We start from the raw sequence: 13,676 nt of genomic DNA, 5'->3' as shown, positions 1-13,676 counted from the left end.
TTAAATTAAACAACGTTATTCATTTGGTGCAGTGTATCTTGCTGCAAGTTTACCGATTGTGAGTGCCTGTACCAGAATTGAGAATAGCACAATACAATATACAACAAGCAGCATGAAGTCACGCAGGTCATTTGCCGGTAGTGACAGACACATTGCCAATGACAATCCGCCTCTGAGGCCACCCCAGGTCAGGATGTTGACCGTGCCTGGGCTAAAGCTTCTAAATCTTTGCAGAATGGTTACCGGGATAAAGACCGACAGGTAACGGATGCAAAGTAGAGACGGAACCATGATGACACCCGCGACAAGAGCTGACTGATTAAATTCAACGATCAGCAGGCTGAAACCGACAAGCATGAACAGAATTGCGTTCAGGAATTCGTCAATCAGTTCCCAAAAGTTGTCGAGAATTTCCTTGGTTTTTTCAGACATGGCTTTTGAACGGCCGATATTACCAACAATAAGTCCTGCAACAACCATGGCAATCGGACCAGATGTATGAATTGCTTTTGCGATTTCATATCCGCCCATAACAGTGGCCAAAGTGATAAAGACAACCACATGATAGTTGTCAACTGTACGGACCATGGCCAGACAGATGGACCCGAGGACAATACCAAGAATAACACCGCCAACAGCTTCTTCCAGGAAGAGCATCGCCACATGGCCCGGGGTTGCGGCACCTTCAGTGCTGATGGACAGAACGGTCAAGAAAATCACGATAGCGATACCATCGTTAAAGAGGGATTCACCAACCACTTTTGTTTCAAGTGGCTTGGAAACGCCGGCTTTTCTCAAGATGGCCATAACCGCAATCGGGTCTGTCGGTGATACAAGTGCGCCGAAAAGAATACAGTTGATAAATGAAATTTCGAAACCAAGCATCGGGAACAGGTTATAAACCAGTGTTGCCACCAGCATGGTTGAGAATGAAGTCCCGAGAAGGGCAAGAATTCCAACAACATATTTTTCCTGGTGCAGTACTTTTCCGGGTACATGAAGCGAGCCTGCAAAAAGCAGGAAGCTGAGCATGCCATCCAGAACAGCTTTAGAAAAGTCAATGTCACCCATAATTGAGTTTACAGTAGGTGCAATATTTAGCCCCACACCCTCCAACAGCATAATAAGTGTCGAAAAAATCAGTGCTATGGCCATAATGCCGATAGTAACCGGAAGTTTAATATACTTATAATTTAGATAAGAGAATAAAGCGCAAATCGTGACCACAATACTTGTCACAGTCATAATGCTCATATTTTTTCCTCCATTAGAAACCAACGACATGCGGATAATTTATCCGCTTCCAGACCCCCTGAATTCCCCGGGTTAGGGCGAATTTTTCATATATTCTCATATATAGTTGAAGGTTTATATGAAATTAGATTTGTTCTGTCCAGCACTTGTTAAAAAAAAAGGATATTTTATAAAATAGCAATTATTTACGGGTTATTAGGTCGGAATTTGGTGAAGTAATTCCGCCCTCAGCCGCAGTTTTTTTTGCGATTTTATCATTGGGACTCACACATTTTTATTTTGAAAGATGATCCATTTTTTTGTCTTGGGGATATAATTTGACTTTTCAGGGAAATATACATGAGTGAGAAAATAAGGCTGTGGTTTTAGGGTTGTTTATCCTAAAACTATATGGGGTAATTTCCATATTTCTCAAAAAAATACATTAAAGTCTATACGGCTGGCACCAAACGCGATAATGTTACACATAAATTAAAAAGAATAAGTCATAATTGACAAAAACTATAAATGACAAATTAAGAGGGATTATATGTTAGAAGTAAATAATTTTCTGGTTTCAATCGACAGTATGATTGGCGCCGCCCCCTGGTTTCCTTTTTATCTACTCGGTATCGGTTTATTTTTCACAGTATATCTGAAATTTCCACAAATTAGATTTTTCAGGCATGCCTGGAAGGTATTGTTTGACCCGGAAGAGGAAAGTAAAAAGCATGGAGCCCATGGCGAGACTTCGCATTTTCAGGCAATGACAATGGCTCTATCAGGAACTGTCGGTACTGGAAATATTGGCGGCGTAGGTCTGGCCGTTTATATTGGTGGTCCAACAGCCATTTTCTGGATGCTGGCGACGGCATTTATGGGGATGACAACAAAATTTGTTGAAGTCTCCCTCTCCCATAAATACCGGGTTGATTCAGACGATGGAACAGTTGCAGGTGGCCCGATGTATGTAATGGACCGTGGACTTGGCTGGAAACCAATGGCTATCTTTTTTGCGGCAGCGGTCGTGCTTAGCTCATTTGGATCCGGAAGTATGCCGCAGGTGAATAATATTGCCCAGGTCATGCGTGAAACTTTTGACTTTAATGAAATGGTCGTTGGGGGTATTGCATCATTATTGCTTGGATTTGTTATTATTGGCGGTGTTACCAGGATTGCAGCCTTTGCATCGCGGATAGTGCCTTCAATGGCCTTCCTTTACCTTGCAGGTTCCTTATGTGTTATTTTAAGTAACTATGAAAATATAATCCCTTCATTTATTTCCATATTCTCAAGTGCCTTTACAGGTAGTTCCGCGGCAGGCGGGTTCCTTGGGGCAGCATTCGCCTTTGCCGCGAATAAGGGCGTCGGGCGCGGACTTTTTTCAAATGAAGCCGGGCAGGGCTCTTCAGCCATTGCTCACTCCTCAGCAATTACAGAAGAACCGGTATCAGAAGGTATGGTTGCCTTGCTGGAGCCCTTCATTGACACAATTATGATCTGTACGCTGACCGGTCTGGTTATTTTATCATCCGGTGCCTGGACAGAAAAATATGAAAACACCTTCCAGATGGCTGACTTCAGTATTATTGCGGGGAGTTATAGTGATCAGAATGAGGCTGATAAAGCAGAACTTTATAAGCATATCAATTTCATTGAAGGGGATATCATCAAAACCTATAGCGGTGAAATTGATATTGTTTCCGGAAAACTGATTTCGGGGGATGTTACAGTTCTTAATGCCCGCTCGGTTGCAGAAGACGTGGTCTTTTCCAAAAATGATCAGCCATATTCAGGAAAGCTAGCCGTTTCGGATGGTAAGCTTGACGATGCAGATGTTTCCGTATCCGGAAAATCATTGCTTCACTCTGCGGCGCTTACCAGCCGCGCCTTTACCAAAAGTTTTCTTGGCGAAAATGGTAAATATATAGTGGCAATCTCATTGGCACTATTTGCTTTCTCTACGGCGGTCGCCTGGTCATATTATGGTGACCGTGCAATTACATTCCTGGTCGGGACGGGCGGTATATTGCCTTATAGGATAGTTTACGTCATTGGTTTTTTTATTGCTTCATTTGCGGATACAACAGTTATCTGGACATTTGCGGCAATTACGGTTGCCTTTATGACCATTCCCAACGTGATCTGTATGTTTTTAATGCGCAAAGAAGTTAAGCATATGGTTGAAGATTATGCGAAGAAAATAAAATAACAAAAACTTTTTTGCGGGATTTTCTTAAAAAAGGGCTGGATCAGAAATCCAGCCCTTTTTATTTTTCAAATTTTTGAGCGTGTACTAAAATTAACACTTTATTAATAATTTGATATTTACAATAATAGCGATAGAGTAATTTCTTGATTTTATAGTTGTTTTTTAATAAGATTCTCGAAGGAGATTATTGAATTTATAACTGAGAAACGAAATTACCCGCATAAAACTTGTATTATGCAAATAAAATGGGCGGACTTTTATTCTAATAAATCGCGGGTTCGGGTTGCTTGAGCGCCGTTAGTTTAGTAACGTAAAAGTCAGGGTGTGAGTGGAGAGTTATTTAGAAATGGGAAGTTCGATAGGATGAGTAGCAGCGCAATTAAAGGTGTGCCAACAGAAAATAACACAGAATTAAAATCTGGATCGGCAACAACAACAAACGAACAGAGTGGTCACTCGGCATCAGAGCATTTTGATGAAATTTCGGGTTCGATTAAATGGTTTGATGACATCAAAGGATATGGATTTATTGAAGCCGATGATGAAGCCAATCGCAAACAGGGTGATATTCTGGTTCATTTCTCCATCCTTAAAGAACATGAGCGTGGCTCACTACCGGAAGGCACAAAAGTTACCTGCCTATCTGCAAACCGTCCAAAAGGACGCCAGGCTGTTAAAATTTTGACATTTGATCTGTCCACAGCGGTCGAGAAAAAAGAAACAGAACCAAAATTCCTTATTGAAGATAAAGATTATTCTGACGACGATTTTGTGGATGTTGTGGTTAAATGGTTCAACAAAGTTCGTGGCTATGGTTTTGTAAATCGTGGTGACGGCGGACAGGACATTTTCATTCATATGGAAGTCCTCAGGCATTATAATATTGATCAGTTGGTTCCCGGTCAGTCACTTTCCGTTGTAATCGAAGATGGTGAACGTGGTTTAATGGTCAATGCCATTAAAAAAGATCAGTAAGTGATCCCCAATCAAACCGGCTCCTTTCAACTCTTTGAAAATTTTACTTTTTAAGGATAAAAAACGCCTTTAAAAAGCCTTTCTTTCCTGTCATTATGCTGTTGGTGAAATGACAAAGTTTTTATGAGAGGAATTCAAATGTTTTTGAAACAGAAGAAAAGTTTTTTGACGCTTATAGCCGTTTTCTTTTTTTTGTTCTCTCTAGGGACAATAGCTCAGGCTCAGTCAAATTTTCCGCGTGACACTCTCTCCATTAAAACGGCTGATAATGTTTATAATTTTGATATTGAACTGGCACTTGATGATAACCACAGACAATATGGGTTGATGTATAGGGATCATCTGCCGGAAATGAGTGGCATGCTTTTTATTTATGACCGGGCCAGAAATATTGCCATGTGGATGAAAAATACATTTATCCCGCTGGACATTGTGTTCATTGATGAAGCGGGAAAAATTATAAATATTGCCAAATCAGCCAAGCCAAAAGACCTGTCGCAAATCCCGTCAAAAGGGCCAGCCAAAGCGGCGCTCGAGTTAAATGGAGGGCTTACCGACAAGCTGGGAATTAATGTTGGTGACGAGATACTCTATCCGACATTTGGAAATACAGATAAATAATAAATTTTCCAAAAATAATTCTTGCACACGCTTCATTGTTGGCGTATTAACCCAACCACTATTTGTTTTTACAAATTGTGTTTTAAGGTCGGGGAGTGGCGCAGCCTGGTAGCGCACCTGTTTTGGGTACAGGGGGTCGCAAGTTCGAATCTTGTCTCCCCGACCATCTTAAAACATTTCTGAAAAATGGTTTTTCTCCCACATAATTTTTTTAAAATAGTTGAAGATTTTATATTGAAGATAGAGCTTCTTTATAAACCTCATATTGCTTTGAAGCAACGTTATCCCATCTGAAGTCTTTGACAGTTTCGGCTATTTCATCGCGCGACTTAACGAGGGTTTCCAATGACCTGACCGCGTTTGCCAGTGCGTATTCCGAACGTTCATCAAGCAGGATGCCATTTTGTTCATTAAGAATTTCGGATACACCACCTACGTCACAGGCAATGACCGGTGTTCCGGTCGCTAGGCTTTCCAAGACCACATTTGGCATCCCTTCCATCGATGACATCAGGATCGTTGCTTTTGCGCCGGCATAAAATTCGGCAAGCTTATTCTGGTCAACATGTTTGATAAACTGTACGCGTCCTTTGATACCCAGATTTTCTGCCTGCTTTTTTAAATTTTGGCGTTCCGCACCATCACCGATAATGATCAGGCGTGTTTTGGAAAGGTCAAAGAATGCGTTCAACGTTAAATTGTGACCTTTTAACGGGATAAGATTGCCGACACTTAAAAAATAATCCTCACGAAGCGGATTGGCGTCGACTGCCGTATTAAAAACGCTTGGGTCCACACCGTTTATGATGACGATGATTTTATTTTCATCAACGCCAAAATCAATAAGGGACTGCTTTAAGGCATCACTGACACAGATGACTTTGTCTGAATAATCAATGGCTTCCAGAATTTGTTTTTGGGCTTTTTTATTGTCCATCCAGTAATTTACATCACTTCCCCGCGCGGTAAGGATCAGTGGTTTATTATGATTTTTGGCAAGCTTATAAGCGGCAACCCCGTCCGGATAAAGATATTGCCCATCGACAATATCAAAGTCGTTTTCGTCCGGATAAAGATCACTAAGTATATTTTCGGCGGCATTGGCCATTGATGTGGCATTATCAAATATGCTTAACCCGGGAAGAGTGAAATATTTTGGATGATAAACGTCAATATTATCCTGAACTTCATGAAATGGCATTTGCTCATAAAGCCTGTAACGTCCGCTCAGCATACCCATCATCGGGAAATGAGGAACCGGGGCAATTACCTTTCGCCTGAAACCGTCTATTGCGTCCATCGCGCTGAGCCGGTTTTTGACAAAGATTCCATGTCTCGGCTGCAACAAATTTGGATACAGCGTTGTGAGGGTTAAAATTTCCATATTTATCCGTGTCTGGATAAAAATTGATAAAACATCATCAAGGTCCAAAGAGGTGCGCTATAATCGCGAATGCCTGATTGATGATCTTTTACTAGTCTCTCCAGATAAGCTTTTTCAAAATAACCGCTGTCGAGCATCTGTTCACTGAGAACGGTTTCTTTGATTTTTTCTTTTAATTCATTTCTAAACCAGTGCCCAAGCGGCACACCAAAACCCATTTTTGGCCGGTAGAGGATATCATTGGGCAGCTGTCCTTCCAATGATTTCTTGAAAATATATTTTCCTTCGTTGCCGTGCAGTTTGTAATCGGACGGCAGCGTCGCGATCCAGCCGATCAGTTCATGATCCAGAAGCGGGACACGCACTTCCAAAGAATAAGCCATGGAGGCCCTGTCCACCTTGGTCAGGATGTCGCCGGGAAGATAGGTTTTTATATCCAGATACTGAATGAGAGACAGAGGGTCATCAGTATTGGCCTGCTCGGCATGTTTGTTGAATATTTCAAGCGCGTTATAGTCCTGCAAATCGCTTTTTAGCGATTTTGAGAACAGCATATGACGCATTTCCGGCTTGAATATGGAAACGCCATGGAAATAACTTTCAACGCTGCTGCGGGCAAGACCCTGGAATGTTGTTTTTGCTCTGAATACCCGCGGGGCCCAGTCCGCCTTTGGATAGACAGACCCCAGGAAACCAAAAACCTGCTTTCTGAAGGAAACAGGAAACATGCCGCGCATTTTTTCTTCAAACATGTGAAGTTTATAACGTCTGTATCCGGCAAGATTCTCATCGCCGCCATCTCCCGAGAGCGCAACAGTAACCCTTTGACGGGCGAGTTCGCAGACCCGGAAAGTGGGCAGGGCAGAGCTGTCGGCATAGGGTTCGTCATAATAATCCATCAGTCCGTCGACAAGGGAGTAATCATTAGGATCAACCACTTTTGTCTGATGATTGGTTTTATACTGATCGGCGACTTTTTTTGCATAATCCGCTTCATCAAATTTGGCTTCTTCAAAACCGATTGAGCAGGTGTTGACGGCTTCCCGGCTGTTTCTGGCCATGTTGGCGACTACAGCACCGGAATCCACGCCGCCGGACAGAAATGCTCCAAGTGGCACGTCAGCCCGCATTCTAATTCTGACCGCTTCCTCAACCCGACGGTCGAGTTCGCGTGTGGCATCTTCGAATGAGCCGATATAGGATGTATTAAAATGGATGTTCCAATACTGGTTATTTTCAATTTTTCCGGAATCCAGATGGATCAGAAGCGTATGACCCGGTTCAAGTTTCATAACATTTTTATAAATGGTATGGGGCTCTGGCACATAGCCAAGCGCGAAATATTCCTCAATACTTTCCGGACGCAGTGAATTATTGAAATTCGGATGCAGGGAAAGTGACTTAAGTTCGGACGCAAAAACAAAATTGTTATCTGCCAGCATAGCATAAAAAAGTGGTTTGATGCCGAGGCGGTCACGGGCAATGAACACCTCGTTTTTCTTTTTGTCATGAATTGCATAGGCAAACATGCCGCGGATCCGCTCAACACTTTTTGGTCCCCAGGCATGATAAGCCTGTAAAATCACTTCCGTATCGCTGCTGGTCTGGAAGTGATAGCCCAGTGCTTTTAATTCTTCACGCAGTTCAGGAAAATTATAAATTTCACCATTATAGGTAATGCTGACGCGGTCATCTGATGTCACCATTGGCTGATGGCCGCCAGCAAGGTCAATAATTGATAGGCGACGATGGCCAAAGGCAACCCCGCCTGAAAAATAATCACCGGAGCCATCAGGCCCACGATGTTCAATTATATCGGTCATTTTTGTCAGCAAGTTTTTAGGGGGAGTTTCCCCGGATAAGTTTATTATTCCTGCGATACCGCACATTTTATTTTTTGCCCCGGTTTTAAAGCATTATGTTTGCGTTCATAGTAATGAACATATTAAATTAAGAAAAGATAATAAGGGATCATGATTAAGGAATAATTACCTTGCCGGATTATAGTATATCGGTATCAGAATTGCCCCATGCCATTGAATGGAAAAATGGGGATTTATATCTTCTGGATCAGACATTGCTGCCGCATCAGGAAGTGATGGAACAACAGCTGTCCGTCGAGCAGGTCTGGCAGGCAATCAGGGAGCTTAAAGTAAGAGGGGCGCCGGCCATTGGCATTGCGGCCGCATATGGACTTTGCGTGGCACTAAAGGACAGTGTCAACCTGCCGGTGGATCAGTTTATAAAAATGGCAAAAGAAAAGGCCGCTTTTCTGGATAGCGCCCGTCCGACAGCAGTTAATTTAAGCTGGGCGATGAAGCGTATGGTTGCCCGGTTGGGTCAAGCGCAAAAAGGCACATCCCGGGAATTATACGAATCACTGGTTGATGAAGCAGAAAAAATCCATGCTGAAGATATAGCCCTTTGCAATGGAATGGGCATAATGGGCGCGCCGCTCATTAAAGACGGCATGGGGATTATGACCCATTGTAATGCAGGCTCAATTGCAACTTCAGCATCAGGCACTGCAACAGCACCAATGTATTTGGCCCATCAAAACGGAATCAGGTTTAAGGTTTATGCCAATGAAACCCGACCACTTTTGCAGGGAGCAAGGCTGACCAGTTGGGAACTTCAAAGGGCAGGGTTGGATGTTACCCTGATAACCGACAATATGGCAGCCCATATGATGGCAACAGGACAGATTGATATGGTGATCGTTGGCACCGACCGTGTGGCGGCAAATGGGGATGTTGCCAATAAAATAGGTACCCTTGGCGTGGCTATTCTGGCAGACTATTATCAGATACCGTTTTATGTGGCCTGTCCGTCATCAACCATTGATATGGATACCGTTTGCGGTAGCGATATAGTGATTGAGGAAAGAAGCGGGGATGAGGTCACATCAATTTTGGGAAGACGCATTGCGCCGGAAAATATTAAAACCAGATGTCCGGCATTTGACGTGACGCCGAATAAACTGGTCAGTGGTATCATAACAGAAAGTCAAATAATTACGGCACCATATGATAAAGGATTGAGGGATTTTTTTAAGGGGAAGGAAAATGGTTAGACTATTTATGATGCTGCTTGCATCACTTATACTTATTTCATGTGACAATACTGAAAAAACAAAAGGTATCAGCCAGGCACAGGAACAGTCTATTGCTGATTTTGAACTTGATGAAATAACTGTTGCAGACTTAAATAATGCCTATAACAGAGGCAAATATACTGCTGAGCAGGTGACCAGACTTTATATTGACCGTATTGAAGCCCTTAATAAAAAAGGTCCTCATCTAAATGCGGTGATTGCGGTCAATCCGGATGCTCTTAAAATAGCCGCAGAACTTGATAAGGAACGCACTGAGAAAGGCACACGTGGTCCGCTTCATGGAATTCCGGTTCTTCTTAAGGATAATATTGATACTATGGATAATATGCCGACCACGGCCGGGTCACTGGCGCTGATTGATAATTATGCGACAAATGATGCGCCACTGGTGGCAAATTTGCGGGCGGCGGGTGCCATAATCCTTGGTAAAACCAATTTAAGTGAATGGGCAAATTTCAGATCATCGCACAGCTCCAGTGGTTGGAGCGGGGTAGGCGGACAAACGCGAAACCCATATCTGCTCACGGCCAATACCTGCGGGTCCAGCTCAGGATCGGGTGTTGCAGCAGCGGCCAATATGGCAACTTTAACCATTGGCACTGAAACCGATGGTTCCGTTGTCTGTCCGTCCGCCTATAACGGTATTGTCGGTATTAAACCCACGGTCGGGCTTGTCAGCAGGACCGGCATTGTTCCCATCGCCGCCACTCAGGATACGGCGGGCCCCATGACCCGGACTGTGGCGGATGCCGCCTATTTGCTGACGGCGATGGTCAGTCAGAACCCGGAAGACCCAAAAACAATGGAGCAGCCGGATATTAAAGTGAGTTATGAAAATCACCTGCTTGCCGATGGACTTAAAGGAAAGCGGATCGGCGTTGTCAGAAGCCCTTTCAGGATGCGTGACGGACTGGCTGAAATTTTTGATCGTAATATTGAAGCCATGAAAACTGCGGGCGCGGTGATTGTCGATAATCTTGAATTCGGGGACCAGTCAACGATTGAAAATGCGGAAGGTATCGTGCTTCATTATGAATTTAAGCATTATTTGAATGCCTATCTTGAAGGAACGCCAGTTTCCGTAAAAAGCAGAACCCTGGCAGATCTTATTGAATTTAACAATGCTCATGCAGCACAGGAAATGCCCTATTTCAAACAGGAAACATTTATTGCATCAGAAAATATGGGGCCGTTATCGGATGAAGAATATCTTGAAGCGGTCGCCGCCAGCAATCTGGAAATGCAGAAAGAAATGGATGCCCTGATGGATCAGAATGAGCTTGATCTTATCGTAATGCCGTCTAGAAATCCGGCAAACAGCCAGGACCTGATCAATGGGGATCATCCAAGTGGCGGGGGGACAGCCTCCTATGCCGCTGTAAGCGGGTATCCGTCAATTACGGTGCCAATGGGGTATATTCATGGACTGTCTGTATCATTGTCATTTTTTGGTCGGGCCTATTCGGAAGCAACTCTTATTGAAGCCGCCTATAATTTTGAACAGGTCAGCAAGGCCAGACGCAAGCCGACTTTTATTCCCTATCTTTATGAATGATATTAATGCAGGTCGTCCAGAAGCTCTATTGCTTGTTTGAATTTTTGGGCGGAAAGACTATTGCCATAATTCATGTTGGGCGCATTGAGAAATTTAGTTTTTTTGATGCCGGCATCATTGTATTTTTTTTCTGCTCTCTGCATAACGCGTCTGATTTCATTTTCGCGGCTTGAAACAAAAACATAACCGTTATTTTTCATTTCGCCAATTGTTGGGGGGATTTTATCACGCCAGTTAATTGGTTCACAAGTTGTGTAAATAACACCTTTGAATATATTCGGATATATTTGCATAGTTAGACTTGCTGAAATGCAGCTGTCTTTTGATGCGGCAATGTATACTCTGCTTGTATCAATTTTATAATGCTCCTGAATGTAAACTATTGACAGAACAGTAATGAGCATTTCTTTTTCGGCTTTAAGATTACCTGCTTTATTTAGTGATATCCAGATCAGGTTTTTTTCATTTAATAACGGAGGCCAACCGAATGGTATTTTGGCAAGATTCACTGGTCTCATCTGAACCAGCGTACCAGAAGGAAGTGCAGGGTTATAATTTTCCGGTATATTGATTGTCCATTTTATGGTTTCATTTGGATCTAATATATCTTTAAAATTGGTTGCTGAATCTGTTCCAAGAACCTCAGACATAGTCGTTCCAACGGTAATTTCACCATTTGTAATTGTGTTTTGTTCCTGGGCGCGGATTGGTAAAGTGAAGTTTAAAGTTGAAAATAAGGCTATGAAGAGAATTGCATATTTCATTTAAACCCAAACCTACTTCAAGTATTATATTGCCAACATGTCAGAATGTCTGATTTACAGTTACAATTCTCATATGTTGGCAAAAGATGCAAACTTTTATTGCCTCTGGATTATTCTATTGTTTCCTGATTATCCAGATATTCAATTGAACGGGAAAATTTTGTTCGGGTATATCGATGTGTATCCGGAACATATACAAGTTCAGTATTGCTTATCCCTGCGTTTTTGAATTTATAATATGCATAGCGGTTTCCCTGTGGGAGATTGGTTTTTTCCCGCGTGACAAAGACAAAACGCTGAGTGGTTATATCTTTTAATTTTTCTTCAGCGTTGTTTTCCCAAACCCGACTACCGGTAAAGATCGCTCCATCAAAAATATCAGGGTGATTTAAAATGGCACGTGCAGCGGCCCTTGCTTGCCCTGTTATGTAGATGCGGTCTTGATTTATTTGATAATCTTTTGTGATCAGGGGAACAGACATCATTGCTAGATATTCTTTTTGATAAATTGAAGCCCCATTGTTTGAATTGCGGGCAGCAACCCAAATTAAATTTTTGTCTCTCATTGTTGCCAGCCAACCGTTAGGAGGCCTGACATCACGAGGAGCACCGGCAAATACCATAATGCCAGGAGGATTTGCTGGATCATAATTTTCGGGAACGTAAATTTCCCACGAGATTTTTTCATCCTGACCTATATATTTCTCATTTTTTGATGCATCTGAATTTAGAATATCTGCCGGTGTAGCCTCCATTATGAATTCACCGATTTTTGGTCCTTGCGCAAAACATGCACAAGTTAAAAAGAAGGATAAGAAAATCCAAGTAAAGAAACCCTTTATCGTCATTTTATTCTCCTATAAATTGTATTATTATTTAATATTTCTATAATTATTAAGTTAAATTCTAAATTTGTTAGAATTATCATAACACAATCTCGTTAAAATTACAAATAAAGGGAACTGTCATCGTTCATCAAGAAATTGCAGAGCGTTTTCAAATTGACTTTTTTTCGGATTTGAGTGTCCCATTCTTGGGATGACCATAAGTTTAATTTTATTAACGCCTGCTTTCTTATATTTTGCATAAACATTTTTTGTGTCATCGAGATTGAAATCTTTCGTGCCTGTTAAAAATACATAATTATGACTTTTAATGAGGTTTAATCTCTGATCATTGACATCTTCCCAGAAATTGGCACCACAATTATACAGAGCTCCATTAAATATATGAGGAAATTTGGTTGAAACTATACTGGCAATACGACCGCCGCCTGAAAAGCCCGATATATAAATTCTGTTGGTATTGATTTTATATGTCTTCTGAATTAGCGGTAAAGCCATTACGGACATAACGATACGATTATCTGCCTGAACTTTGTTGCCGGATTCCCGGGCACCAATAAAAATCAAGTTCCTGTTTCTGGTTATCTCAAGCCAGCCATTAGGAATATTGACACTATTCTGTGGACTGACATAAACCATAACACCAGGGGGATTTGCGGGATCATAATTCTCAGGAACATCAATTTCCCAGGTTATCATTGTGTTTGGGTCGATCAAATCTACAAATGATTTTGCTTCGTCTTCTCCTAAAATGGAATTGAGGCTGCCGGACATAGTAAAATAACCTGTTTGTGCGTCGTTACTTTCGGCAAAAACCGAATAAGGTTGCATCAATAACAGAAATAAGGCAGTGACAATCCATTTGATCATGATGATTGTGTCTTTCAAATCAAAATAATTATACCCATTATGAAGCGATCTTCTTTACTGTGCAATCAAAGGGCGGTAAATTTTTTGTGATTGCCTTATGGC

The 13,676-nt window shown here is 42.0% G+C and carries 11 protein-coding genes and 1 tRNA gene; 6 read left to right on the top strand and 6 right to left on the bottom strand.

Annotated elements, in window-relative coordinates:
* Window positions 1–15 precede the first annotated feature (15 nt).
* Complete coding sequence (locus R3D86_12190; protein MEZ5758970.1) at window positions 16–1,254, bottom strand: sodium:proton antiporter; 1,239 nt, start codon at window positions 1,252–1,254, stop codon at window positions 16–18.
* A 529-nt stretch (window positions 1,255–1,783) separates the two neighbouring features.
* Between R3D86_12190 and R3D86_12185 the strand changes: the two genes are divergently transcribed.
* The 4 genes from R3D86_12185 (at window position 1,784) to R3D86_12170 (ending at window position 5,207) form a co-directional block, all read left to right on the top strand.
* Entirely contained in the window at window positions 1,784–3,445 is a 1,662-nt protein-coding gene (locus R3D86_12185) for an amino acid carrier protein (protein ID MEZ5758969.1), read from the top strand.
* Between the two features lie 363 nt (window positions 3,446–3,808).
* Window positions 3,809–4,420, top strand: coding sequence for a cold shock domain-containing protein (locus tag R3D86_12180; protein ID MEZ5758968.1), 612 nt, complete (start codon window positions 3,809–3,811; stop codon window positions 4,418–4,420).
* Window positions 4,421–4,558: 138 nt separating this feature from the next.
* Window positions 4,559–5,041 (top strand): DUF192 domain-containing protein, encoded by a 483-nt coding sequence (locus R3D86_12175; protein MEZ5758967.1) that lies wholly within the window; start codon window positions 4,559–4,561, stop codon window positions 5,039–5,041.
* Window positions 5,042–5,130: 89 nt separating this feature from the next.
* Window positions 5,131–5,207, top strand: a tRNA-Pro gene (locus R3D86_12170).
* Between the two features lie 63 nt (window positions 5,208–5,270).
* On the opposite strand, the gene R3D86_12165 is transcribed toward R3D86_12170, so the two are convergent.
* Window positions 5,271–6,341 (bottom strand): glycosyltransferase, encoded by a 1,071-nt coding sequence (locus tag R3D86_12165; GenBank protein ID MEZ5758966.1) that lies wholly within the window; start codon window positions 6,339–6,341, stop codon window positions 5,271–5,273.
* A gap of 86 nt (window positions 6,342–6,427) precedes the next feature.
* The gene (locus R3D86_12160) at window positions 6,428–8,314 is read right to left on the bottom strand and encodes an amidotransferase 1, exosortase A system-associated (protein ID MEZ5758965.1); all 1,887 of its coding nucleotides are present in this window, start codon (window positions 8,312–8,314) and stop codon (window positions 6,428–6,430) included.
* 104 nt (window positions 8,315–8,418) lie between these two features.
* Here R3D86_12160 and mtnA point away from each other — a divergent pair, with 104 nt between their 5' ends.
* Together mtnA and R3D86_12150 are read left to right on the top strand one after the other, a co-directional pair.
* Complete coding sequence (mtnA, locus tag R3D86_12155; protein MEZ5758964.1) at window positions 8,419–9,498, top strand: S-methyl-5-thioribose-1-phosphate isomerase; 1,080 nt, start codon at window positions 8,419–8,421, stop codon at window positions 9,496–9,498.
* A complete protein-coding gene (locus R3D86_12150; GenBank protein ID MEZ5758963.1) occupies window positions 9,491–11,095 on the top strand; it encodes an amidase in 1,605 nt (534 codons plus the stop codon). Before mtnA ends, R3D86_12150 begins: the two co-directional genes overlap by 8 nt.
* 2 nt (window positions 11,096–11,097) lie before the next feature.
* Here the strand turns inward: R3D86_12150 and R3D86_12145 are convergent, their stop codons facing one another.
* The 3 genes from R3D86_12145 to R3D86_12135 all read right to left on the bottom strand — a co-directional run bounded on the left by R3D86_12145 (window position 11,098) and on the right by R3D86_12135 (window position 13,574).
* The gene (locus tag R3D86_12145; GenBank protein MEZ5758962.1) at window positions 11,098–11,859 is read right to left on the bottom strand and encodes a hypothetical protein; all 762 of its coding nucleotides are present in this window, start codon (window positions 11,857–11,859) and stop codon (window positions 11,098–11,100) included.
* A gap of 110 nt (window positions 11,860–11,969) precedes the next feature.
* Complete coding sequence (locus tag R3D86_12140) at window positions 11,970–12,707, bottom strand: hypothetical protein (GenBank protein ID MEZ5758961.1); 738 nt, start codon at window positions 12,705–12,707, stop codon at window positions 11,970–11,972.
* Window positions 12,708–12,824: 117 nt separating this feature from the next.
* On the bottom strand, window positions 12,825–13,574 hold the full coding sequence (locus R3D86_12135) for a hypothetical protein (protein ID MEZ5758960.1): 750 nt from the start codon (window positions 13,572–13,574) through the stop codon (window positions 12,825–12,827).
* Window positions 13,575–13,676: the final 102 nt, after the last annotated feature.

It is taken from the genome of Emcibacteraceae bacterium (genome assembly GCA_041396985.1).
Taxonomy (GTDB): Bacteria; Pseudomonadota; Alphaproteobacteria; order Sphingomonadales; family Emcibacteraceae; genus Pseudemcibacter.
The sequence above is the reverse complement of the archived record's forward strand: the minus strand, read 5'-3'. Positions and strand labels throughout refer to the sequence as shown.